The following is a 25,111-nucleotide window of genomic DNA, read 5'->3' on the forward strand; positions in this document are numbered from 1 at the left end:
TTATCTTTGGGACATACTATGCAATTTAGCGCTGAAAAGATTCAAGTGGGCATCAGCTCATGTTTATTGGGTGAAAAAGTCCGCTTTGATGGCGGCCACAAAAACTCTGTTTATTGTAAAAAAGAGCTCAGTCAGTATTTTAGATTCATCCCAGTGTGTCCCGAAATGGCGATTGGTCTTGGCGCTCCTAGAAAATCGATTCGATTGGTTAAAGACGGAGACATCATACTGGTTCAAAGTGGTGATGGTAGTTTGGATGTCACAGATCAACTTCATGAATTTAGTCACAACAAGGTTTCCCAACTGGATAAGCTGGGTGGCTACATTTTTTGTTCTAAATCACCAACCTGCGGCATGGAACGGGTATTGGAATATAAAAAAGGCACCAATAACGCCACTAAAAGCGGTATCGGTGTGTATGCCAGAGCCTTAATGGAAATGTATCCATTAATGCCTGTTGAGGAAGAAGGACGATTACACGACCCCAATTTAAAAGAAAACTTCTTTACTCGTGTATATGCTTATCACGACTGGCAATGCATGGTGCACTCAGGGCTAACCAAGCATAAACTTATTCAGTTTCATTCTCGGTACAAGTATCTGATCATGGCTCATCACCGTGAAAGCTATAGACAACTTGGGCCTTTATTGGCAGATTTATCTGATTTAGAAAAAACCGCTGAGCAATATTTTGCAGGCTTTATGGCAGCATTAAAACATCGTGCGACTCGCAATACACACACAAATACACTGCAACATATTCAAGGTTACTTTAAGCAAGATTTAACTAAAGAGCAAAAGGAAGAACTTACTGAAAGTATTGAAAAATACCATCAAGGTATCGCACCTCTTTTAGTTCCTATCACTTTGATTAATCATTACCTGAGAGAGTTTCCAAAAGACTATATTCAAGATCAGGTTTATCTCAACCCACACCCAGAGACGCTGAAACTTAGATATGGATATTAAACCTAATTCGGTTATCTTTTGGTTTCGTAACGATCTCAGGATTAGTGATAATCAAGCTCTTTCAAAAGCCTTAGAATTTACCGCAGAGCAAGATCTAGCTCTGCATGCAGTTTATCTTGCAACACCATCACAATGGCAGCTTCACGATCAAGCTCCGATTCAATTGCACTTTATTGAGCGTCAACTCAATTATTTATCACAATCTTTGGCTGAGCTTGGCATTCCATTGTCTGTTTTTGATGTAGAAGATTTTCAAGGGCAAATCCAATGGTTTATCAGCCAGCAACAATCAAGACTTATCAAACACGTATTTGCAGGTTCAGAGCCTGAATGGAATGAAAGGCTCAGAGATAAGCAACTGATAGAATATGGCTTACCGATATCATTCACTGACGAACATTGCCTTTTACCCGTTGGAACAGTCAAAAATCAGCAAGGAATGATGTACAAAGTATTCACGCCCTTTAAAAATCGTTGGCGTGAAATAATGCAAAGCGTTGCTGTCGAGCCACTAGGAAAACCACAGGCTATTTCCAAGCAAATACAAGCTCAAACCATTACTCTTAACTGTGAAAAAGTCTCTAGTAACCAATGGCCTGTAGGTGAAAAAGCCGCGCATCAACTCTTACGTCAGTTTTGTATGCAGCATCTTGCGGATTATGGCGAGCAACGAGATTATCCCGCTCTGCATGCCACCAGCCAACTTTCTCCTTATTTAGCGTTAGGCATACTCAGCCCAAGACAATGTTTAGCGGCATTACAGGCAGAATTCCCCAATGCCATTGTTGAAAAAACGCCCGCAGAGACATGGTTAAACGAACTTATCTGGCGGGAATTTTATCGTCACTTGTTAGTGGCTTTCCCTAAGCTCTCACGCAACCAAAACTTTAATTCGCTTGCCAATAACATTCAGTGGCAAAACAATCCTGATGATTTTCAAAAGTGGTGCGAGGGGCAAACCGGCTACCCGATTGTTGATGCCGCGATGCGCCAACTCAACACCACAGGCTGGATGCACAATCGCTTAAGAATGATTGTGGCATCGTTTTTAACGAAACACTTACTGATTGATTGGCGTTGGGGTGAGCGATATTTTAGAGAAAAATTGATCGACGGTGATTTAGCGGCTAACAATGGTGGTTGGCAGTGGTCAGCTGGAACAGGCTGCGATGCCCAGCCTTACTTTCGAATTTTTAACCCTATGGAACAAAGCAAGAAGTTTGATCCTGATGGTAAATTTATTAAAGATTTTGTACCAGAATTAGCCGATATAAACGCTAAAAAATTACATCAAGTTAACACGCATTCCGAAGATGGGCATCTGATATCAGAGCATTATACCTCTGCCATTATTGAACATAAGGTTGCTAGAGAAAGAGCACTGGCAACGTTGAATGTTATGAAAAAGCAGATTACCCCTTAAAAGCACCATTGGTTAATAAACCTTTGTCTAAAAATTAGCATAAGGGGTTAACGTACTCATTATCGTTTGAAAATTGAAGTCTTCGCAATGATATTATCTTTCACCCATTGTGCAGAAGTTTGAAACTCGCCTCTACCAAGCGTTTCTCTCACTTTCTGACTTGAGGACAGGGCAACATTAATTGAAGCATTTAATTCTACTGTTAACTTACTCATCCATGACGGACCATCATCTTTAGTATGAAAGCGATACTCTGGACTGCAACAGTTTACTTCAACTGTTAAATCGTACTTTATTTGTTTTTCTTCGCCATCCTGATCTTGATAGCTAAAGTCTAACTTGTGTGTATCAAGTAAGTTGCTGCAATGCCTCTCCCATTCTTGTTGCGTTACCTGTAAGGACAAAGTGCCGCTTTCATCAAACAAACTAGCACGTTCAATTGTTGGTGTTATTGCAGCCATGAATTACCTCTAACATATTCACGTGTTCTAAGAAAATTTGGTTATTTAACCGTTTGCATACATTAATTACAAAAAGGCCAAAACGGTTTAACTAATTTATCATTAAGTTGAGTCAGCACAAGTTAAACATCATTCATTTAATTTTAACAAATAAGCAATAATGTTGGGGGCATTGAATTTAATGAAAGAACAGTTATAAAATATCATTTCAATTAAACTCAACATTAAACTTTCTTTTTATTTTTCAGCAAACTACCACTATTACAATACACTTCAACAACTCCACCTCGTATTCAAACTAAAGTTTCAATGGCAATTGTTAGAACATTTGAAGAGTATGTAATCGTCAATCATCAAGACTTTGCAGTTAACTATGATAGTTCAGAGGCTGAGTTTAAACTTGATGACAGAAGAACCTACAAAATCCAGTTGTCTTCTAAAGGCTATGCTACAGAGGTCATCAGAGCCTATTTAGCAACCAATTTCTGTGAACAAGTGAATCTCTGGGGTGCAGACCTTTTGTGTTTATCTACACGTTCTCAATTACAACAAATGTTGTCAGAGCAAGATATACATACACTTGAAAGCAAAATTAAATTAATCAAAAAAGGAGAGCATTTGGCAGTTACTAAAATTGCCAGATCATTTCGACGATTTTTAGACCTTAAAAATGCGCTTCCAATTAATGAGTTTGGTTTTTCCATTATGCAAACCAAGACTCGAACGTATTATTTTGATAGAAAATTTGAAAACCAGAAGCATTACAGAGCACCAGACAGAACATTAAAAAATGACTTGTCAGGTTCAAATAAGACAGTGACAGCCGTTGACGAACACTTCATTGCTTTACAACCTAAAGATGGTACTTATCAGATGAGTTGGCAGCAATGTGAAAAACATCAAAGTATGCTTACTAAACTTTTTAACGAATTTCCTTGTGTTTCCCGAGCCCGCTGGGTAAGCCCTAATTTAATGCTTGCAGATTATGCAGGCTCAGAAGTGAAAACATTAATGACCGACTATTCATGGCTGTTTAATCCTGCCGTATTTAAAGAAGTGTGCTGTTTTTTAGCTGAGATGCATTCGAGAGGAATCGCACTAAGAGATATAAAACCTGAAAATTTTTGCACAAAATCTCTATACGCCCAAGTAAAAATTATTGATTTGGATGAGGTGGTTAATTTAGATGATTTACAAGCGGTCCACCATATGTATACACCAGCAATGCTCACGAGAGGCCTTGTCAAAGGCATTGAAGCCAAGGACAAACATTTCGTGGTACAGGCTGATAAATACGCGATGTTAAAAACTATTCTTGAAGCAAGCTCGCTCAAAATCAGAACGCTTATTGCGAAACAAGGAGTAATAATCACACCAACAACTGGTTTGTGCGACTGGTCGAATGAGCACCTATTTATGCCTTGGATAAAAACCAATATCAGACCAGAATATCATCAAGTAGTGAAAGGCTTTATAACTGAGCCTACAGAAAATCCATTAGCAGTTTCAGTGTTTGATGTAATCGATTGGGAAAGATGTAAACCAATGAGTTAACCTCTAAGTTTGCTGTTATCTACCGATTTTTCATCATAAAGATCAAAAGGAAAAATGTTCCGTAGTTGCTGACTATGATTGTCACTAATGGTGGCTGAAATATGTAATCGAACACCATTACTTTTTTCTGCTCTAACGAGTCCTGTTAGTTTGTTTTTCTTTGCTAAATCACGAGCATCACGCTCAAATTTAGGCGGTATTTTACCTTTGTGGCGATCTAATTTTCCTTGTTTAAAATGCATTTCAAACAAGGTTAAACCTTGGCGATTTGAGAATAAAAAGTAAATAAGAAATACGGCAGGTACTGCGATAAATACAATTTTTAAAAAATTATCCATTTTTTCTTCTCTAAAAAGCTGATGTTTTTTCTATACTATATTGATACTTTAAATATGTGAAACTGAGAATCATCTAAGGGACAATTATGGATTACAAATCAAGACGCCGCTTCCAAGGGTACTTTATTGCTTTTAGTATTATCCTCTCCCTAGTTGGTTTTTCGTATAATGTTTGGCGACTTGAAGTCACTGAGCAAAACAGTACTATCCGCACTGCCAGCTTTGAAATGCTTAAAGAGCTTTCTGAGCTTGAACAGCTAATTTTCCTTCTTCACTATGACAAAAACATTAAAGATGGCAGCCCAAGAAAGGGCTGGGTAAAAGTAGGATTAATTAGAGATCTAAGCCCTCTTGCAGGAGAAGATGTAGAAAAAATGTCTGGTAAGCTGATGAACACTTGGTCAAATAATTGGAATAGTGTTAAAAATAGTCAGCAAGCCACTGACGCCGTTATAACTGCGATTGACAATACTAGAGAGTCGATCAACAAAACGCTCGCTTCGCTTCATTAGTCATTGGCTAGAGGGCGTTCCCAATTAGATTTTTGATTTGCTGCTGTTAATTTTTTAGGTTAGACAAGGCGGAAAATGTGATGTGTAGTAATCTACACGAACTTTTGACAACGCAGTTTAAACAAAAAAGAAACGCAGCCCTTCGGGTTACACCTAAAATTCGCAAACTCTTCGTTACTCATCTTTCGTTTAGTCCACTAAACTTTATTCTTCGTGCCTTGATTTTGCAAATTTTAGGTTGTAACAAATCAAAAAGTCTTTAATTGGGAACGCCCTCTCGGACTCACCTTAACATTCGTGAACGATGTCGCTGAGCAGGCTTTAAATTATCGGTTAATGTTTTTTCAGTTACGACTAGCTTTGCAAGTTCGTCTCGATTTAATATTCTATCTTCATCAGCGCTCGATATTTGTTGATGCTTATGAGCAGAAACATGTTGAGAGGCATGCACGTGATACCCTTCGTATTGCATCCCTAATTCTTCACTCACATGTTTTAAATCGTTTAGGTTGGGAACGTCATCATCAAAGAAAATGACTCTTTTTGGTGACCAATTTGAATTTATTTTTTCCACCTTTAATATGGCTGAGAAACGTTCCCCCTTCATACCCAATGGCCGACCATCAGCATCTTTATATTTGGAATCACCTTTAGTGTTCAGTACATCAAAAATGAATTCATAACCACATTTCTTTAATTTAGCTTCAGCCAATGATTGACTGGTAAATGGCGTTTGAGTGAGCGCTATCAGCTTCGCGTTAGGGTACTTCTGCTTGAACACCTTTAACTTTTGAGGAAGAAGTGGATCTAAGCCTTTAGTATTTTTCTCAGAGCTACCATGATAATCCGTCTCAGTATATAAAGTTTCATCTAAATCAAAAACTAAAGCGATTGACTCATCAGAGTGTTGTTGCTCATTTAAATTATCAATAATTTGAGAAGGGGTCATTACTACATGGTGGCTGTGATCATCCATAAATGGCTTTGAAGCCTGTGCTAATTGTTCAGTATCAAATAGGTGTTCAGTGGCAGGTTTAGAACGCTCTGAACTTTGTGCAATTTTTGTTTGGCTTGAAGCATATCGAGAAAATAAATCTTGTGAAAAATGAGCTAAAGGCTTATCTGCTTCTGATAATTTATGCGGAGAAAAAAGAGATAAAAATGCACGATGAAATTTAGCACTAAAATTATTTCTCCGCACTTCAACGTGATTGTCAGCTGGCGCACCACTTTGACTGACCACTTTCAGTTGGAATTTTTTTTCAGTTTTGCCGTCAGGTGTTTTTATGGAGAAAGATACCCAACGGTCAGTTTTTGCTAAAGCTTTGGCTGTTACGCGTTCAGCCGCTACGACACTAGTGTCTTTATCCGTCAGAAATAAATTACTTCCACGTGTACCAACTGAGATCCCACTCATTGAGAAAATTCCATTTAAACCGATTTACCTTTAGCTTAGTCACTACAGCTTGAAATACATAACCTAAAGCACAACTTCAATGCTCTCAACAGCTGACTTAGCTTTTAACACTGCTGATTCGACATTTTCCCCTTTTGCCAATGCAACACCTAAACGACGATGGCCATTGATTTCAGGTTTTCCAAATAACCTTAGCTGTACTTGTGGTTGGGAGAAAACCTGTTGCATCCCCTTAAATTTAATATTAACGGAATGACCATCAGCATTAATTGCCGCCGAAGCACTTGCCCCTAACTGATTAATTTGACTGATAGGTAACCCTAAAATGGCTCTAACATGTAAAGCAAATTGAGATAAATCTTGGCTTATCAATGTAACTAACCCTGTGTCATGAGGGCGTGGAGAGACTTCAGAAAAATAGACTTCATCCCCTTTTATAAATAACTCCACTCCAAAGACACCGTATCCTCCTAATGCTTTTACCACTTTTCGAGATACTTCTTGGGCTTGCTCTAAGGCATGCTTTGACATGGATTGCGGTTGCCAAGATTCTTGGTAATCGCCACCTTGTTGTCGGTGACCGATAGGCTCACAAAAATGAATACCATCAATGGCATTAACGGTTAGCATTGTTATTTCAAAATCAAAGTCAATGAAACTTTCAACAATCACACGACCAGTACAACCTCTAGCATCTGCCAGAGCATGCTCCCATGCTTGTTCATTTTCAGCTGCAGACTTTACAACACTCTGCCCTTTACCCGATGAACTCATTAAGGGTTTAACAATACAAGGAAAACCAATGGTCTCAATGGCTTTATCCATTTCTTTTCGAGTGCTACAAAAGAAAAATCGAGATGTTAGTACGCCTAATTGATGTGCCGCTAACCGACGGATCCCTTCTCTATCCATGGTTAACTGAGTAGCTTTAGCTGAAGGAGCTACTCTCACTCCTTCTTTTTCTAGCTCAATAAGGGTCTGAGTATTTATGGCTTCAATTTCAGGAATGATGATGTGAGGCTGCTCTTGAGTTATCACTGACCGTAACGCTGAGTCATCGAGCATATCGATTACATGAGAATGATGTGCAACGTGCATTGCTGGCGCATTGGCATATCTGTCTACTGCTATCACTTCAATGCCTAAACGTTGTAATTCAATTGCGATTTCTTTACCTAGCTCGCCGCTACCTAATAATAATGCTCTCAATGCGCTCTTGGATAATGCGGTACCTAACATAACTCTCCTCACTTACATTAACAGAGTATTAAATCCTCCCAGTGAAATAGAACAATAGTCTCAATCTGGGTAAGATGCCATCAGACATAGGTTTAAAAGGGTATGGCTTATATGGCTCAAATTCAACAATTAGAAAACCTTCCTTTTACTGAATATGGAACCCTTACCGTTGATGCTGAAAACAATCAACATGTCTATTTTAAATTAAACGATAGTAAAATTTACCTGATCGAGTTATCCGAAGATGGCTATGCTGCAAGGGTCTCTAGAAGCTTTCCTACCAATTCAGCACATAAGCGATTTCGACAAGATGTCAGTGATTTCTTTAAAGTATCAACATGCGCTCGACTTAAACACATTTATCGCCGACAAAACGTCAGAGACTTTGCATCTTTTTGTGATAGTACAAAGCTTCATGCTATCGCCCCCAAAGTCACTCAGAGCGTCAAAGAAGGCTATCGCCTTGTACAACAAACTCTCGCGGAATCGCCGGTAAACGGTTTTGGGTTTAGGCACTTCAAATCTCAATTTTCTGATTATTATATTGCTGAAGATCCAACTCAAGAATCATATTGTGTCCCCAAAAAGCCAATAGAAGCTCCTGTTTCAGGTAGATGTAAAGAAGTGTGCGCTCAATCAAAGGAACTTGTTGCGTTAAAAACACGAGAGAAAAAGTATAATTTTGTAGCAAAGCACTGTCGTAAACGACAAGAATTAGTCAAACAAGCCGAAGAATCTCCCGCAGTTTGTAAAAGCCAAATCGTATCTCCCTGCATGGTTATTTGCGAAAATGGAGGCAAAGACTTACACGAATCTCTATTAAACTCAGGGTTACGATTAATTCCATCAGCCTTTAAAAATGTTTGTGAGTTTGTTGCTCAGCAACATCGTAACAATATTATTTTAGGAGATATCAAAAGTGAGAACTGCGTGAAAAAAGGAGTAGGTGAGCAAGTAAGGCTAATTGACTTAGATGATATGAGGTCAATCACTGCAAGTTCTTTAACTTTGGATGTCGGTACAGAGACCTTACTCACTAATAATTTAGTTAGAAAGTTGGAGCAAGGAGAAAAACAAGCCTATCTTAATGCGGATAATTATGCTTTATTGCTAACCATGATGGAGTGCAGTTCACTCTCTATCAGGCACGAATTAAATCCAAATTTCCTGCAAGTAAGACCACAAGTTAGTGTATGCACTTTAAGCAACACTTCTAGCTTCACTAACTGGATTAATAAAAATATCTTAGAGCAATACCGTCCAGCTGTAATTGAATTTATGAATAACCCTAGCGATCATATTTTACCTAAGTCTATCTTCGAATTAATGGATTGGGAAAACTGCCAAGTGACATCTTAACTTCTAACCAGAAAGACTTCTGATTGAGTCAGCATTCTACTTTCTCCACACTTTAACGCAGGATCAAGTTCTAACTGACCAACAGCCTGTCGATGCAACTCAACAACGGGATTTTGGTAGCGGCCAAACATCCGTTTAATTTGGTGATACTTTCCTTCTTGTATCGACACTATGGCTTCTCGCTCAGCAACAATTTCCAGCTTTGCAGGCAAGGTAGTTATTCCCTCATATTCGAAGTGAAAACCATTCGCAAAGCCTTCGATGTATTCATATTGAATTGGGTTGGCTAGTTTAACTTTATAACGCTTGGTTATTTTATACTGGGGATGCATTAGTTGAGATGACCAACGACTATCGTTGGTCAGCAAAATCAGACCTGAAGTATTTAAATCTAAACGTCCTACTATGTGCAGCTCGTTTTTTTGAGGGTGATTGATAAGATCTAATACCGTTTTGTGAATAGGGTCTTGAGTTGCACTCACCACTCCAACAGGCTTATGCAGCATGATGTATATAGGCTGGGTTGATTGGAGAATTATATCATCCACTAGGATGTGGCTGAACTCATCTATTTGTTTGTCCATATCCTTACAAATAGCATCATCCACTTTAACTCGCCCTTGAAGCAATAATTGGCGAATCGCTTTTTTGGGCTGAATTAATTGCTTCGCTAAGAAGCGATCTAATCGTCCTCGCTTACTTTGCATAAAATTTATAAGCACATCGACGTGCGCCTTCAATAATGTGTTCTTCTCGGCTCACTGTCGCACACCCCTCAAACAATTGCTGAAACAACTGCAGTTCTGAACGGCAAAAATTCTGGCATTTAGTCGCCGCTGCGCATATGGGGCAATGGTTTTCATACAACCACCACACATCATTATTTTGCTCTATGCTAGCCATATACCCTTCTTGGCTTCGAATATCAGCCAAAATATTCAACTTTTGCTCAACCCCCAAGGCTAAAGACATGGCTTGTTGATAAACTTCATAACTACGAGCCTCACGTTCATCAATCAATTTATCTAAACCTGAATCCCCAAATACGACTTTAATCGAATCGATTAATTGGAGAGATAAATCTTCGTGGCGATCTTCAAAACGGTCAACGCTTTTATCTGTCAGCTTCCAATATCGAGTCGGACGACCACGCCCCGCAGATTTATCAAAGGTGGTAACGTCATCTGACTCTTCCAAAGACAGTAAGTGCTGCCTTACTCCCATTGTCGTAAGTGATAGCTCTTCAGCAAGCACTTTTGCTGTTAGTGCACCTTGAGTCTTAAGTAAATTGAGGATTTTTTGAGAAGTTTTCATATCTGCTTCCTTGTCCTAATAACCTCATTATCAAATAAAAACACAATTAAATAAACTTTTTTATTTATTTTTACTTTACAGAATTAAATAAACAATTTACTTTATTAAACATCAAAGTGAAAAAATTAGAAAAGGGATATGAATTATGAAACTAGCCATTTTTAGCGGTAGTCATAGAAAAGACTCACAAAGCGCCAAAGTAGGTGAGTACATAAAAAATAACGCAGGGCAATTTACCCAAGTAACTCACACTGAATTAGCAGATAAACAGCTGCCTTTTTGGGATGCTAGCGAAAATCGTGGGCCTTACTGGAACGAACTTGTTCTTGAGGTCGAACAAGCCGACGCGCTTGTTCTTATTACTCCAGAGTGGAATGGCATGGCTTCCCCACTATTGAAAAACTTTTTGATGATGCTCCCAAACAAAGCCACTGCTCATAAACCTGTAGTTTTTACCTCAGTGTCGAGCGGCATAAGCGGTGCTTATCCTATCTCTGAATTAAAGTTGGATGGCACTAAAAATAACAAGCTATTACCGATCCCAGACTACTTGATTGTTCGAAGCGCAGAAGATGTGCTGAATGAAGACGGACATAGCAACCATGATCCTCAAATTAGAGGAAGAATAGATTACTGCTTGCACATGCTTCATTGCTATGCACAAGCACTAACTCCTATGCGGGAGCAGCTTCTACTCAACCCTTTTCCTAATCAAGAAAACTATTCATTTGGAATGTAAGGAGACAATATGATTCGATTAGAACACGTAAATATAGTTGTTAGAGACTTAGATGAGACATTAGCCTTTTACCAAGCTGCATTTCCTCATTGGAAAGTGAGAGGTGGTGGCGAAAATATCCGGTATGGAATGGCAAGTAATTGGTTACATTTTGGCGATGATTATCACTACCTCGCATTTAGTGACCATGGAATAGAAGATGGTCGTGATTTGAAAACCTCACAAATAGGTTTAGCCCATATCGCTTTTACTATCTCCAATCTTGATGCATTAATTATCCGACTAGAATCAGCTGGATATCAAATTGCCATAAATGGCGGAGAAGACCCAAGCCATAAAAGCGTTTATTTTATTGACCCTAACGGAATTGAAGTAGAATTTGTTGAATATTTAACAGACCTGCCGAGTGAGAGAAATCGTTATTGATGCATCAGGTTTGACCAAATGATGAAATTTTAATGTTTATTCAATATTAGGTTCATTATCAATGTCCTAATCTTAATAGATAGAGATTTAGCAATGAAAACGGATATTTCACTCAAAGAGGTAAAATATTATGAGCGATTTATCCGTAGACTCAACTAGGAGTGTGCTTGCAGTAGATCAGCCTACCCCTTCAACTATATCAGAATCTGAAAATGCAATTGATTTAAAAGATCAATTCAACAAGCTGGTGAATCACCTTGTGGGATATGAAAAAAAGCTGGAACTAAAACTTGCAAGCTTAAAGCAGATGCTGCAAGACCTCACTCAAAGCTGCAGTTTAATTCTTACCAATGCTCAATCTTCGGCTGCTACGACATTAAATGAAGCAGAACTAAAACGAGAAGAAGCAATTCAAATTGCAATACAGGATGTAAAGCAAGGCCTTAAAGAAATACAAGATGATGTAAAAGAGATCAAACGCATAACCGCTGAACTTGTAAATAATCAACTATAATCAAGTCATATTCATCTACAAGGAAGTCAAAATGAGCCCTATTGATTCAATTTCTGGCAGTCAACAACCTATTGGATTAGATCCTGCTCATGAAAGGCATGGAAAACTTAATACTGATGAAATTAAAGCAGTGTTAGGCCAAGAGCTTGCTACTAAATTTTCCCAGATAGATAAGCAAGTTGATGAGCTCAAAAAAATGCTAGATACACTTCCTGCGAATAAGGGAAAACAAGCCTTAGAGCTGAACGAAGCTGTGATGAAAGAGCTTAATCGAACACTATCGCAAGCATCTGATGCTTCCTATAGGCCCACTGCTCTAGAACAGGAGGTTTACTCTAGCGCAAAAAATGATCCCACAACTCTTAAATCCCTAAAGAGTAATGATCAAAAGGTTTTTGATGAAGCGAAAGCGGCAATACTAGATAAGGTATCCCGGTATTTTCGTAACACCTATATTCAACAGATTGATATTCTGAAAAAACTGACTGATGTTGAATTTACATTAGCGCAAAATAATCAAACGATTAAAAAATCTCTACTAGGATAAACCAGCTATAGTCTTCTAATTACCCATCTACAAGGAAGTCAAAAATGAGCCCGATTGATTCAATAACTAGCGGAAGTGTCAGCCAAAATATAGATCAAATGCAGGATGCTAAGCCTAAATTTGACGAAGCTAAAATAAAAACTTTATTTGGGCAAGACATTGCAAAAAAGTTTAATGAAATTAACGACGAACTCAAAACACTGAAAGGCTTGTATGAAAACCTTCATTCCCAAGATGCTAATACAGTTGCCGATAAAACAGCTTCTGTTCTTGAATCATTAGACGGTGCATTTAAGGAAATTCAAGTAGATAATAATGACTTATCTCCTGAGCAAACCAAGATGTTTGCTGATATGAGAAAACATTACAATGAAGCTCTGATAAACGCAGTAAATATTGCACAAAAGATGTCTGATTTACAGAGCCAAATGCAAACTCATAACGAAAAAATTAAAACACATTTGAAAGGTTAGAAACTTAAGCTTGATACAAAAAGGCGATACCTGATGGTATCGCCTTTTTTTGATCAAACTTTCGTGAGCTAGTATGTGTAACTCACTTGTAGGGATAGCCCCGTTCCTGGGTCTTTAGCATAAACCTGAGTACCTTGTTGATCATATTCAGTTTCAGAACCAAGCAAGTTTTTCGCTTTAAACTTCACAGACCAAAATTCATCAGGTGTAAAGCTATAAGTAAAGTCTAAGCTGCTGAATGGTTGCTCATAAACGTCATCTAAACCACCACGACCACCGTAGGCAATACGCTCACCAAAGATGTTATAAACTAAGGTCGCACTGTGAGATTCATCTGGAGAATCAAAGCTCAACTGTAAATTAGCCACCCACTTAGAGTGCCCTGTCATACGACGCTTTAAGTTGGTTGGGTCAATTTCACCATTAGGTAAAATTTCAATTTCTGAGTCACTTAGAGTTAAGTTACCAGCAACAAAGAAGTTTTCACCAATACCGCCTAAGAATTCAAGGTCATGCAAAAACTCAGTTTCGATACCGTAAATCAAACCTGATTCAGCGTTATAGAACTTCAACTGACGACCCGCTTCTGAAATACGTTGAATTGGCTCGATTGGTGCTTCTAAGTCTTTGTAGAAGCCGCCAACGCTGAAGCTGTTACCTTCGTCAGAGTACCACTCCCAACGCAGATCGAAGTTTACGATATCTGAACTGTTAAGCTCTGGGTTACCGAAAAAGTCAAAACCGGTCACAGGGTCTTGGAAACGAACAGGTGACACTTCACGTAAATCCGGGCGAACAACGGTTTTGCTCACACCTAAACGCCATTGGGTGATATCAGAGTCTTTCCACGTTACCGATAGTGATGGATAGATGCCGTCATCTTTAATGATGTAATCAAGTATTTTGTATCGGCCATTCTCATCAGAAATCTCACCCTCTGGTGTTAACGGTAATGTGACGCGACGGAAGTCTTCATAACGGATTCCCGCATTAATGAGCCATACGTCATCAAAATCAATATCTACACTACCGAAGTATGCATCATTCTTTTCAGTGGCGACATAATCTTCTGTATCCGTAGATGCATCTCGGAGTTCAAGGTTTAAACGGTTCGTATCAATGTTTTCGTTTGAGAAAATTTGATCAAATCGCTCAGATAAAATCGAACCGTGAGTTGATGAAGGTGTTAGACGAACTTCCAGCCCTAAACGGGTTGCTTTACTGTCACGAACACGTTCGAAGTATTGGTAGCCGCCTCTAACTTTTACCGTAGTACTGCCAAACTCCAGCGGTAACGCTGCATCCCAACCATAGTTTTTGGAATCATCTTCCAGATTACTATAAACGTATTTTGGCGCATCTTGGGTGTTTAAAATAGGGTTGGTAAAAGTGCCATCATCTTGCTCAATAACGTTATAAGTGTATGACAGTTCATTTGGCGCATAACGACGTGAGCGAGAATCTGAGTACATCCAGTTTGCTTGGATATCCCACAAGTCCACTAAGTAATGTTCGCCGCGAATTTGGTTGCTGATCAAAGTACGCTCTTCGTATTCAACCTCGTAGATTTGAAGCGCATTGGATTCGCTAATAGTATCAATGGTTTCTTCAATACCAATCGACACATCATCTGAAGTATCACGAAGATAAGTCGTAAATGTCTCTATTTTATGGTCATCATTTAATTCGAAACCCATGTTGAACATGCCGGAAAGCTGAACAACAGACTCTGTACCCTTTATGTCCTTCTGATTTTCAATTTGTACATTATCTTTACCACCATCTAATTCAACTTCGCGCTTAGTGTAATTCTCAGACTTACGCTTATAAGCCACAGCTGCTAGCGCACCGAATACTGATTCTTCACCGACTTCCCACTTATCACCAATGGCTAGGTTTGCATTTATAGGTGTAGGCGTATTTCTAGTTTCAATCGCCATATTGCGGTTCAAATCTAACGCTAGTGAACGGTTGAGGTTTTGAGCTTGTTGGAAGTTCAGAGCCCCTTTTGAGCCTGTTAAAATATCAATAGGACTGATACCGCCATAAGCCTTGATGGTATTAGTGATGCTCTGAGGCATAGCTCGAGAGCCGTCATCTTTCCCCCATTTGTCATCACTTCCACCTTGATAGGTGTAGCTGTCGTCTGAATCATTAGAATTATACTCACTACCTACAGACATCTTGAATAAGAAGTCAGATGGGATCGACTTGGTACGAATATCAACATGACCACCACCAAAAGCAGCAGGCATATCAGCCGATGCCGCCTTTTGTACCGACAAGGATTCAATAATTGATGCAGGGAACATATCAAGCGGTACCACATTACGTGTTGGATCTGGCGATGGAACCACGGCACCATTTAACGAAGTCGATGAATAACGCTCACCTAAACCACGTACGTAAATGAATTTACCATCTTTTAAAGTCAAACCTGTTACGCGGCGAAGAGCGGCTGCCGCATCACTATCACCAGTTCGGCTGATTTGCTCTGCCCCCATCAAATCAGCAACAGTGGGCAACTCTCGTCTTTCTTCCATAGCAGCTGAAGCTGAACTTCTTAAACGACCAATTACTTGTATGGCTTCAATCGGAAAATCGTCTTTGTCGATAACCTTATTTTCATCAGCCGTTGTTGATTCAGCTTCTTCAGCTGAAAACGCAGGTAAAACAGTAAAAGCTGCCGCTGCTGATATAGCAAGGGCAATGGCTTTCGTTAATTTACTCGTGGAAAAGTTTGGCTTGGTCTTCATTTCTTGACTGTCCTGTCTCAAACCGTCATCGACTGCGGTTTTCGTTCATAGGGTGTGTTTTTATATTTAAAAAAAGCAACTTCCATTCATTGTGATCAAATTGCTTTTTTTAAAGAAACCGACGACCGCTTAGGTCGTCGGTGGATTATGATTACTGCGCAGGCTTATACGTCCAGCCTTCAGTCCAATCGGTTTGTCCGTCGAAAGCACCAATGTACTTAGCTTCCTTAAGGCGATTATCTACTGATGGAAGTCCAGCCTTACCTCCAGTTAATGCTTTTGATGAAGCCATAGGGATGTAGCCATCTAATTTGGCGTCTTCCACTAAGTTACCTTCTTGTCCTTTAAACCAAGCTTCAACGTCATAACTTAAAGTGTGACCTTTATCTGAGTTTGGTACTGCATTTTCAAATTCATTAGGGCAATCTATAAGACTATTGGTAAAGATTAATTTATTTTGCTGAGCAAATGTGACCGTATTGTCATCATCAATCTCGAGACATTCACCAGAACCATCTTTACCTTTAACTAACATGTTATAAGCATTAACTTGTGTTCCTTTACGAAGTAAGATTCCTTCTGCGTCATCTTCTCCGTTACTTCCACTTCCAACTAGAATGGTAAAGTTAGCTAGATATGGCTTCGAAATAGGAGTCTTAGTAGCATCACTATTACTATCCGCTTCGATACCACGGTTAGAACCATTGTCTTTATGCTCGATTAATACGTGTTGCGCACTACCTGTCCAGCCGTTAGTCCAGTCTAAGCTGTCATCGAAATTGTCTGTAAGGTATACATACTCAAGGCTTACTGCACCGCCCCAGAACTCAACACCATCATCACCATTTGCGTGAACTTGAATGTGGTCAACTTGAGTACCACTACCCACTGCTGCAAATGAGATGCCGTTCATCTCTTGTTTGTCATTTACTTTGAAACCAGCATATTTAACAACCACATAACTTAGTCGGCCACTGTTATCTGCATTGTTGTTACCACCATAGTTGTGGTTACCGACTTCGAAAGAAGCGTCACAGTCATCTTTGTTATCACATTTATTGGTTAAACCATTACCAAGTAGTACGAGACCACCCCACTGTCCACCAGCAGCAGTCGCACCTGTGATCGCATCTTCTTCAGAAGTCATGACAATTGGGCGCTCTTTAGTACCAGTAGCCATAATTTTAGAACCACGGCTTACCGCTAAGTAACTTCCTGCTTCTCCGATGATATTTACACCAGCTTGAATACCTAAAGTTGCAGAGTCCTTATTATCACCACCAACAAGTACTGCACCACCTTTTAGCTTATAAAGTACGTTAGAACCGGCAAGTAATGTCACGTTAGAATTGATATTGCCAGATAGACCACAAACTAAGCTTACTTTTGAATCTTTGAACGTACCATCGGTTACTGTTTCAGAAGCTGTACCTACTGGGCATGAGCTTAGTACAGGAAGTGCTGCTGAAGGTTGCTCGCCAGAATCACCATGAATATCTGTTGTCCAGTTTTTGGTCCAGTCATTGGTACCGTCAAATGCACCTACATATTCAGCGTTATCTAAACGTGCATCTTCGTTGGCCAAGTTAGCTTTACCGTTAGCTAGCGCAGGAGAAGATGGGTTTGGTTGATATCCATTTAAATCAGAAGCCGCAGCGAGGTTATTTTTACCTGCAGCTAAGAACCACTCTTCAGCATTTAAGATCACATTATCGGCATCATCTTTAGTGCTCTTAAATGGCATAACACAATCAATGATGCTGTTCTCAACTGTTAGTTTATCAGCTTCAACATTATCTACAGTGCTGCTACCGTTTACTTCTAGGCACTCTTTAGAGCCTGCTGTCCCTTTAACAAGCAGGTTGAAGGCTTTAACACCTGTACCTTTACGGAATAGAATACCTTCGGCATACTCACCGTTTGCATTTTTCCCTTCAGCGACTTCAATAGTAAAGTTAGCTAATACAGGATTAGACATAGGTTCTGCATCAGCATTACCGTTGCTATCGGCTTCAATACCACGGTTAGAGCCATTGTCTTTTTGGCGAATATATACATGCTGGGCAGCACCCGTCCATCCGTTTGTCCAGTCTAAAGAGTCATCAAAGTTATTAGTAAGCACAACGTTTTTAACTGAAACGCTACCACCCCAGAATTCGATACCATCATCATTATTTTCGTGGATTTGAATATGACTAACTTGAGTGCCGCTACCAACTGCACCGAAAGAAATACCGTTCATTTCTTGCTTATCGTTGATTTTGAAACCACCAAATTCAACACGAACATACTTAAGAGAACCAGAGTTATCGTCAGCTTTGTTACCACCATAGTTGTGGTTACCGACTTCAAAAGATGTTGAGCAGTTGTTTAAGTCAGGACAAGTGTTAACAGGAGCATTACCAAGTAATACTAATCCACCCCACTGACCTGCAGTACCTTGCTGGCCAATACCTTTAGCAGCAGATGTGAAAACGATTGGGGCACTTTCAGTACCTTCAGCTTTGATTTTTGAGCCACGACTAATGACAAGATAAGATTCACTAGCACCTAAAATTTTAGTGCCTGCTTTAATTTCTAAGTCAACTTGGTTTGCGTTATCACCACCAGCAACAACCGCACCTTCAAGTAACCAAACTACATCGTTTCCTAAAACGATACGCTTGCCGTCTTGACCACCGTTATTACCAATTGTTGAAGCACTGGAGGCTGGAGCTAAATTTCCTTTTAGTACCCATACTTCTTTACCGTCTACTTTTGTAATAGTGGTACTTTTTGATGCGAAGCCGCCATATGCTTTTTCTTGATCTGACTTTACCGGTGAGGGAGGTGTAACACTACCACCGCCATTGTTACCTTCACTACCAGTATTTACATTGATATCGCCACCACAACCAGCTAATGCTAATGCTGATGTTAAAGCAGCCAATTTGAAAAGATTCTTCAGTTCCATTGTCATCTCCGAGGACGGAATTTAGGGTTAAGTTTTTAGGCAGGTAAAACTTAACCCTCAAAAATGACAATAGGACGGCATTTATATTTCTAAAATATTTATTTTATATTTCTAAAAAATTTAAAAAATACTACAAAAAAATTACAGCTGAGATTGTTTTCAAAATAAAACAACCACTTAGCCAACACCTCCAATCACATTAATTTAAAGTCAATTTAGAAGAACAGACTTCGCTAGTTCGACACTGACGCCATATAATATGCATCAACATATTCACCATCACGGAAAGCATATCTCTTAGCTGTGCCTTCCATTTCAAAGCCACAATTCTTATATAATGCAATCGCAGCTTGATTGTCGGTATAAACCTCAATTTCAATACGTGTTACGGCCAACCAATCATGAGCCAGTCTCTGTGCTTCTTTTAATAAGGCTTTACCGACTCCTTGACCTCTTGCAGAACCACAAACTCCCATACCTAAATTAGCTACATGTTTTCGTCTAGGCCGGGTAAATACTTCCATCCCTAATTGCCCAACAATTTTGCCATCTTTTTCTGCTACTAAGCTGTAAAAGTTCTCAGGTAAAGAGTCAAAAAAAGACTTCCACTTTTCGGTTGATGGGTGAGGTAGTTGAAGTGTATTAGCATAAATGCTTGGTTGCTGATACAAAGCAACAATAGCTTTGATGTCTTCAGGAGTGCTATGACGGATGGTAATTGTTGTCATTTAGTGATTTCTTCCATTAAATTCCTATATTCCAACTGACACTTCGCCAGTATGGGCGTTATAACTTACCGTTAATGTATTTTGCTTCACATTACTAAAAGTACATTGAGCGGGATTAATATATTTAACTAAGTAATCAGCTGCATCTGCATTAACATAATCATTATTTCGACCTTGCTCCGCAGCTCTGGCAGAATTATCGTCCAACACTTGATTCCATACCGATTGACAATCTGCACCATTATCAAGATCAGGAAAACTCTCACGTCCTCCATTCCAACTTTGTGCAGGCCATCCAAAACGATTCATATCAATATTTCTTGAACTTTGTGGATAGATATTAAATTCTTCAACTGGCCCAGAATGCCCTTCAGCCATCCATTTGATGTGAGCCATATGGATCCCTTGTTTAAAAGAGGCTGCTGTTGCTTGATGGGTAGCAATTAATGCATCATCTTCAAAATTAATGAATTTACTGGACGCTGTTACCGCTATAATTCCGAGCACTATTATGACTGCAACTAATTCTATTAAGGTGAACCCTTTGTTAGCTCTTTGCATCTTCCTTCCAACACTCACAGTCCAAAAAATCTCCAACATAGACTATATACTCAGCGCAATATTAATTTATTGAACCATAAATAACCATAGTTGCTAACCTCTTTATTTAAGCATGACATATCGTATACTCAACAAATCTAATACGTATTTTTTTGGAAAATCAATAACAAACAACTTTTACCTAGCGTATAGTTTTTTTATTCAAAGATTCACTTTGACAGCCTTAATTAACAGCCTTTAGATTTACTCGTTCTTGGTACACGTCACACCGTATACCAGCTCATTTTCTTTACACTAAAGGAGAAACAATGAGTACATTTAATAAGCTTAAGCTACTCGCATTCGCGTCATTGACCCTAACCTGTAGTACAGCCATGGCAGCAAGCCACGCAACTGGCAATTTGCAAAACTCAAATAACCTTTCAAATTTCACAGTCAGCTCATCTAAAGTTCCTTCGAGTAATTTTACGCCGCAGGCATCCATTCCATCACTGGTATGTAAGTTAAAGCGGAACCCTGCAACTTGTATTCCCGTCGGAAATTTATCAATTCTGCCGTTGGTTTTGAAATTTCCAGACACTAAGCTAGGTGCTACTCAGCTTGCTCAACTTGGGGTAGTCACTATGTCTAATAAAACGGTAAAACATGACACAGAGAAAGTTGAAATTATCAGTATGCTGGGAGGCAAAGTGCTCTATAACGGTGATGCTAAAAACTACGTTGGCGTTAAGTGTGTTTTAAATAAATGTAGCGATTGGGATTAGACATAAAAATGCCGCGATAATCGCGGCATTTTAAATAGATTACGACTTACTGCTCAAAGGCTAATTCATTTTCTACTCGAATCACCTTAATTGGTGTTCCGGGTAGCAACTTACCTTGCAAAATTTGCTGAGCCAATGGATTCTCAATTTCAGTTTGTATGGTTCGCTTGAGAGGTCTTGCCCCATATACAGGATCAAACCCTGCTTGAGCGATAAGATCTAACGCTTCTTCACCTAACTCTAGACCGTAATCTTTGTCCGCCAAACGCTTACGCAAGTTCTCAATTTGAATACCAGCAATGTGCTTAATGTGCTCTTGACCAAGACTATGGAATACCACAGTTTCATCAATGCGATTTAAGAACTCTGGTCGGAAGTTGTTAGATACAACGCCCATTACCGCTTGCTTCATTTCTTGGTAATTCAGATCCGAAGCGTGTTCTTGGATCAAATCAGAGCCTAAGTTAGAAGTCATGATCACCACCGTGTTTCGAAAATCAACCGTGCGACCTTGCCCGTCAGTCAAACGCCCATCATCTAGCACTTGAAGCAAAATATTGAACACATCTGGATGCGCTTTTTCTACTTCATCAAGTAAGATCACCGAATACGGCTTACGTCTAACCGCTTCAGTTAAATAACCACCTTCTTCATAACCCACATACCCAGGAGGAGCCCCCACCAAACGCGCCACTGAGTGCTTCTCCATAAACTCTGACATATCTATACGAACCAAGGCAGACTCAGTATCAAACAAGAAATTAGCTAGCGATTTACACAGCTCAGTTTTACCAACCCCTGTTGGGCCTAAGAATAGAAATGAACCAATAGGACGATTCGGATCTGACAACCCTGCTCGACTTCGACGAATGGAGTTCGCCACAGCATCCACAGCTTCATTTTGTCCAATCACACGCTCATGCAAGGCATCTTCCATTTGCAGTAGCTTTTCTTTTTCGCCTTCCATCATCTTGGCAACAGGGATCCCCGTAGCTTTTGATAATACTTCGGCAATTTCAACATCAGTTACCTTGTTGCGCAGCAAGGTCATTTCTTGCATTTCAGCTTGTGAAGCTAAATCCAGCTGTTTTTCCAATTCAGGTATCTTGCCGTATTGTAATTCCGACATGCGACCTAAATCACTGGCACGACGTGCGACTTCTAAGTCATGTCTCGCTTGGTCTAAATCGGCTTTGATGTGTTGAGTGCCTGCCAAGGCCGCTTTTTCTGCCGTCCATACTTCGGTCAGTTCAGCCACTTCTTTTTCGACTTTATTTAACTCATCACGCAAGGTAGTTAAACGCTTAGCACTGGCATCATCTTTCTCTTTTGCTAATGCCTGTTCTTCAAGTTTTAACTGAATTGCACGACGCTCAAGTCTATCTAATGGCTCAGGCTTAGAGTCCATTTGTAAACGAATCGACGATGCGGCTTCGTCAATTAAGTCGATGGCTTTATCGGGTAACTTGCGATCAGACATATAACGATGTGACATTGTGGCAGCAGCAACAATCGCAGGATCGGTGATCTCGACGTGATGATGAAGCTCATAACGTTCTTTTAAGCCACGTAAAATAGCAATAGTCGACTCCACATTAGGCTCTTCCACCAACACTTTTTGGAAACGTCTTTCTAATGCCGCGTCTTTCTCAACATACTGACGATATTCGTCTAATGTCGTGGCACCAACACAATGTAATTCTCCACGAGCTAATGCGGGTTTGAGCATATTGCCCGCATCCATAGCGCCATCGGTTTTACCCGCGCCAACCATAGTGTGCAACTCATCAATAAACAGGATGATTTGCCCTTCTTGCTGGGCTAGTTCATTCAGTACCGCTTTAAGACGCTCTTCAAATTCACCTCGGTATTTAGCACCAGCAATTAAAGCGCCCATATCTAAAGAAAGTACACGCTTGTTTTTAATGCCTTCAGGTACTTCTCCGTTTACGATCCGTTGAGCTAAACCTTCAACAATCGCTGTTTTACCCACGCCTGGTTCACCAATGAGCACAGGATTGTTTTTCGTACGACGTTGCAAGACTTGAATGGTACGACGAATTTCTTCATCACGACCAATCACTGGATCTAGTTTCCCTTGCTCAGCTCGCTCAGTAAGGTCAACGGTATACTTTTTTAAGGCTTGGCGATTATCTTCTGCATTGGGATCATCCATATTTTGACCACCACGAATCGTCTCTATGGTTTTTTCAATTTTTTCTACGGTCGCACCTGCGTCTTTCAGTAATGACGTAAGCTTATCGCTACCTTCAAGCGCGGCAAGAACAAATAGCTCGCTTGAAATAAACTTATCTTTGCGCTTTTGAGCCGTCTTATCACAGAGGTTCAGTAAGCGTCCCATGGCTTGAGACAATTGAACATCGCCGCCAGTGCCTTCAACAACAGGCAAACGATCTATCTCTTGGCTGAGTGCTGAACGCAAGCTTCTTACATTAACTCCCGCTTCACTTAAAAGCGGAGTGATGGATGTACCTTCTTGATTCACTAAGGCAGACATTACATGCACAGGTTCAATGAATTGGTGATCACGTCCAAGTGCTAACGACTGAGCATCGGATAATGCCTGTTGAAATTTATTGGTCATTCTGTCGAGTCGCATACCGCCTCTCCTTAAAATCAAACTAACTTGATTTAAGAGATGGGGCTTATTGATGTTTTTTCAAGCGAGAGGATAGTGAATATGTGTGAATTATTTAATCCAGATCAAAGAGGCTTGCCTTCCAGTACGACCATCACGGCGATAAGAAAAGTAATCAGAATTAGAAAATGTGCATTGATTTGAAAGGTGAATTTGCGTAACACCTACACGTTGTAACCTTTGAGTCGCTAAACCTTGAATATCAGCCAAATATTTTTGACCATAAGCTTGAAAGCATTGTTCAGCATTGGCATCTTTGTCTACAAAGGCTTGCCTCACTTCATCTCCGACTTCAAAGGCGTCTTTACCAATAGCAGGACCAAGAAAAGCTCGAATATGACTCGGTAATGATTGAAATTGTTGAACGCCATTTTCAATTACCCCTTCACATAATCCACGCCAGCCAGCATGTAATGCACTGACTTCAGTACCGTCATCATTGCAAAGTAACACAGGTAGGCAATCAGCCGACATCACCACACATATTTGTCCAACTTGGTTGCTGTAACTGCCATCCGCGACCGGAATACCTTGCTGTGGCAAACTCACAACTTCTGTACCATGCACCTGTTCAAGCCATGTGGGTTCTTTCTTCAAATTCAATACGATGTTCAGCTGTTCACGATTTACTCGTACACGTTGTTTGTCATCTTCAACATGCAAAGCAAGATTAAAGCTATCATACGGCGACAAACTACTACCACCATGACGATTCGTGATAGCAATACCAACATTGTCAGGTACAGGCCAATCGTGTTTAAAAAGCATTTAATAGTCCAGAGCTGAGTGTATGTCCAAGAATATCATGTAAATTTCAAGTAGACTCACTTTTAGACATTTTCATATTACGAGGTTGTTTTAAAACTTTAATTTTCAAATTAGAAATTATGCTCAACCAACAACTTGTTTAGGTTCAAAGTACCGCCTAGAGTTTGCAGTTCTTACCGTCTGCATCACTCCAGTCTAATACCAATAACAGTAATTAATCTTAACACTGCACACTGTAATTAATTGCAAATTATCGACGACTTCTTTAACTCGCGAAGCGAAAGCTCTGAGGCTTGTCCCAATGCTGGGTAACGTAAACTGGACGAAGCTCTGCCTATATCCCCTGTATATGAAAATTCAAAGAAATTCACATCACTTCTACAGATTAATGTATCACTTTCACTTTGCATAGGTGCCAAAATAATGATAACGCCGCAAAATATTTATAAAGCCTTATCGTGGGTGTTAAAGTCAATTGCTTACCTGATTACCGACAAAGTTCAGCTAACTTTGGTGTCACTCCTGCGAAAGCAGGAGTTTAGCGACTTTCCTTTTTCCAAGTTAGTCACTGGATACCGGCCTTCGCAGGTATGACGGTAAAGAATAATAATATTTCAAGCAGTTACCAATCATCGCT

23 protein-coding genes are annotated in these 25,111 nt (G+C 39.8%); 11 read left to right on the forward strand and 12 right to left on the reverse strand.

Annotation, left to right across the window (positions count from 1 at the left end; all coding sequences use genetic code 11):
• Window positions 1-18 precede the first annotated feature (18 nt).
• Window positions 19-969, forward strand: a complete 951-nt coding sequence (locus tag AC1EU0_RS08165) for a YbgA family protein (protein WP_480301879.1) — start codon at window positions 19-21, stop codon at window positions 967-969.
• A complete protein-coding gene (gene phrB, locus AC1EU0_RS08170) occupies window positions 959-2,392 on the forward strand; it encodes a deoxyribodipyrimidine photo-lyase (protein ID WP_480301881.1) in 1,434 nt (477 codons plus the stop codon). The genes AC1EU0_RS08165 and phrB overlap by 11 nt, the downstream gene beginning before the upstream one ends.
• A gap of 59 nt (window positions 2,393-2,451) precedes the next feature.
• Here the strand turns inward: phrB and AC1EU0_RS08175 are convergent, their stop codons facing one another.
• Entirely contained in the window at window positions 2,452-2,853 is a 402-nt protein-coding gene (locus AC1EU0_RS08175) for a hypothetical protein (RefSeq protein WP_480301883.1), read from the reverse strand.
• A 309-nt stretch (window positions 2,854-3,162) separates the two neighbouring features.
• Between AC1EU0_RS08175 and AC1EU0_RS08180 the strand changes: the two genes are divergently transcribed.
• On the forward strand, window positions 3,163-4,407 hold the full coding sequence (locus tag AC1EU0_RS08180; protein WP_480301885.1) for a hypothetical protein: 1,245 nt from the start codon (window positions 3,163-3,165) through the stop codon (window positions 4,405-4,407).
• On the opposite strand, the gene AC1EU0_RS08185 is transcribed toward AC1EU0_RS08180, so the two are convergent.
• The gene (locus AC1EU0_RS08185; protein ID WP_480301887.1) at window positions 4,404-4,745 is read right to left on the reverse strand and encodes a DUF3634 family protein; all 342 of its coding nucleotides are present in this window, start codon (window positions 4,743-4,745) and stop codon (window positions 4,404-4,406) included. The two genes, AC1EU0_RS08180 and AC1EU0_RS08185, sit on opposite strands and share 4 nt — an antisense overlap.
• 86 nt (window positions 4,746-4,831) lie before the next feature.
• Here AC1EU0_RS08185 and AC1EU0_RS08190 point away from each other — a divergent pair, with 86 nt between their 5' ends.
• Window positions 4,832-5,257, forward strand: coding sequence for a hypothetical protein (locus AC1EU0_RS08190; protein ID WP_480301889.1), 426 nt, complete (start codon window positions 4,832-4,834; stop codon window positions 5,255-5,257).
• Window positions 5,258-5,540: 283 nt separating this feature from the next.
• On the opposite strand, the gene AC1EU0_RS08195 is transcribed toward AC1EU0_RS08190, so the two are convergent.
• Together AC1EU0_RS08195 and purT are read right to left on the reverse strand one after the other, a co-directional pair.
• Window positions 5,541-6,674 (reverse strand): hypothetical protein, encoded by a 1,134-nt coding sequence (locus AC1EU0_RS08195; protein WP_480301890.1) that lies wholly within the window; start codon window positions 6,672-6,674, stop codon window positions 5,541-5,543.
• 63 nt (window positions 6,675-6,737) lie between these two features.
• Entirely contained in the window at window positions 6,738-7,913 is a 1,176-nt protein-coding gene (gene purT / locus AC1EU0_RS08200) for a formate-dependent phosphoribosylglycinamide formyltransferase (protein ID WP_480301892.1), read from the reverse strand.
• Window positions 7,914-8,024: 111 nt separating this feature from the next.
• Here purT and AC1EU0_RS08205 point away from each other — a divergent pair, with 111 nt between their 5' ends.
• Entirely contained in the window at window positions 8,025-9,272 is a 1,248-nt protein-coding gene (locus AC1EU0_RS08205; protein WP_480301894.1) for a protein kinase family protein, read from the forward strand.
• Here AC1EU0_RS08205 and AC1EU0_RS08210 read toward each other — a convergent pair.
• Window positions 9,269-9,979, reverse strand: coding sequence for a pseudouridine synthase (locus AC1EU0_RS08210; protein ID WP_480302047.1), 711 nt, complete (start codon window positions 9,977-9,979; stop codon window positions 9,269-9,271). The two genes, AC1EU0_RS08205 and AC1EU0_RS08210, sit on opposite strands and share 4 nt — an antisense overlap.
• A complete protein-coding gene (locus AC1EU0_RS08215; RefSeq protein WP_480301896.1) occupies window positions 9,969-10,586 on the reverse strand; it encodes a helix-turn-helix transcriptional regulator in 618 nt (205 codons plus the stop codon). Before AC1EU0_RS08215 ends, AC1EU0_RS08210 begins: the two co-directional genes overlap by 11 nt.
• 145 nt (window positions 10,587-10,731) lie before the next feature.
• Here AC1EU0_RS08215 and AC1EU0_RS08220 point away from each other — a divergent pair, with 145 nt between their 5' ends.
• From AC1EU0_RS08220 to AC1EU0_RS08240, 5 genes are all read left to right on the forward strand, one after another.
• The gene (locus tag AC1EU0_RS08220; RefSeq protein ID WP_480301898.1) at window positions 10,732-11,325 is read left to right on the forward strand and encodes an NADPH-dependent FMN reductase; all 594 of its coding nucleotides are present in this window, start codon (window positions 10,732-10,734) and stop codon (window positions 11,323-11,325) included.
• Between the two features lie 9 nt (window positions 11,326-11,334).
• On the forward strand, window positions 11,335-11,751 hold the full coding sequence (locus AC1EU0_RS08225) for a VOC family protein (RefSeq protein ID WP_480301899.1): 417 nt from the start codon (window positions 11,335-11,337) through the stop codon (window positions 11,749-11,751).
• Window positions 11,752-11,881: 130 nt separating this feature from the next.
• Window positions 11,882-12,265 (forward strand): hypothetical protein, encoded by a 384-nt coding sequence (locus AC1EU0_RS08230; RefSeq protein WP_480301901.1) that lies wholly within the window; start codon window positions 11,882-11,884, stop codon window positions 12,263-12,265.
• Window positions 12,266-12,296: 31 nt separating this feature from the next.
• Window positions 12,297-12,812 (forward strand): hypothetical protein, encoded by a 516-nt coding sequence (locus AC1EU0_RS08235; protein WP_480301903.1) that lies wholly within the window; start codon window positions 12,297-12,299, stop codon window positions 12,810-12,812.
• A gap of 44 nt (window positions 12,813-12,856) precedes the next feature.
• The gene (locus AC1EU0_RS08240) at window positions 12,857-13,285 is read left to right on the forward strand and encodes a hypothetical protein (RefSeq protein ID WP_480301905.1); all 429 of its coding nucleotides are present in this window, start codon (window positions 12,857-12,859) and stop codon (window positions 13,283-13,285) included.
• Window positions 13,286-13,353: 68 nt separating this feature from the next.
• Here AC1EU0_RS08240 and AC1EU0_RS08245 read toward each other — a convergent pair whose 3' ends face one another.
• From AC1EU0_RS08245 to AC1EU0_RS08260, 4 genes are all read right to left on the reverse strand, one after another.
• Window positions 13,354-16,041: a TonB-dependent receptor domain-containing protein gene (locus AC1EU0_RS08245; RefSeq protein ID WP_480301907.1), complete on the reverse strand. Its 2,688-nt coding sequence runs from the start codon at window positions 16,039-16,041 to the stop codon at window positions 13,354-13,356.
• 151 nt (window positions 16,042-16,192) lie between these two features.
• Entirely contained in the window at window positions 16,193-18,994 is a 2,802-nt protein-coding gene (locus AC1EU0_RS08250; RefSeq protein WP_480301909.1) for a hypothetical protein, read from the reverse strand.
• Between the two features lie 233 nt (window positions 18,995-19,227).
• Window positions 19,228-19,722 (reverse strand): GNAT family N-acetyltransferase, encoded by a 495-nt coding sequence (locus tag AC1EU0_RS08255; protein ID WP_480301911.1) that lies wholly within the window; start codon window positions 19,720-19,722, stop codon window positions 19,228-19,230.
• A gap of 24 nt (window positions 19,723-19,746) precedes the next feature.
• Window positions 19,747-20,283, reverse strand: a complete 537-nt coding sequence (locus AC1EU0_RS08260; RefSeq protein ID WP_480301913.1) for a type II secretion system protein — start codon at window positions 20,281-20,283, stop codon at window positions 19,747-19,749.
• Between the two features lie 308 nt (window positions 20,284-20,591).
• Here AC1EU0_RS08260 and AC1EU0_RS08265 point away from each other — a divergent pair, with 308 nt between their 5' ends.
• Complete coding sequence (locus AC1EU0_RS08265) at window positions 20,592-21,047, forward strand: hypothetical protein (RefSeq protein ID WP_480301915.1); 456 nt, start codon at window positions 20,592-20,594, stop codon at window positions 21,045-21,047.
• Window positions 21,048-21,093: 46 nt separating this feature from the next.
• Here AC1EU0_RS08265 and clpB read toward each other — a convergent pair whose 3' ends face one another.
• Window positions 21,094-23,667: an ATP-dependent chaperone ClpB gene (clpB, locus tag AC1EU0_RS08270; protein ID WP_480301917.1), complete on the reverse strand. Its 2,574-nt coding sequence runs from the start codon at window positions 23,665-23,667 to the stop codon at window positions 21,094-21,096.
• Between the two features lie 90 nt (window positions 23,668-23,757).
• The gene (pgeF, locus tag AC1EU0_RS08275) at window positions 23,758-24,474 is read right to left on the reverse strand and encodes a peptidoglycan editing factor PgeF (RefSeq protein WP_480301919.1); all 717 of its coding nucleotides are present in this window, start codon (window positions 24,472-24,474) and stop codon (window positions 23,758-23,760) included.
• Window positions 24,475-25,111: the final 637 nt, after the last annotated feature.

This window comes from Parashewanella sp. 2210YD4-3 (genome assembly GCF_056591735.1).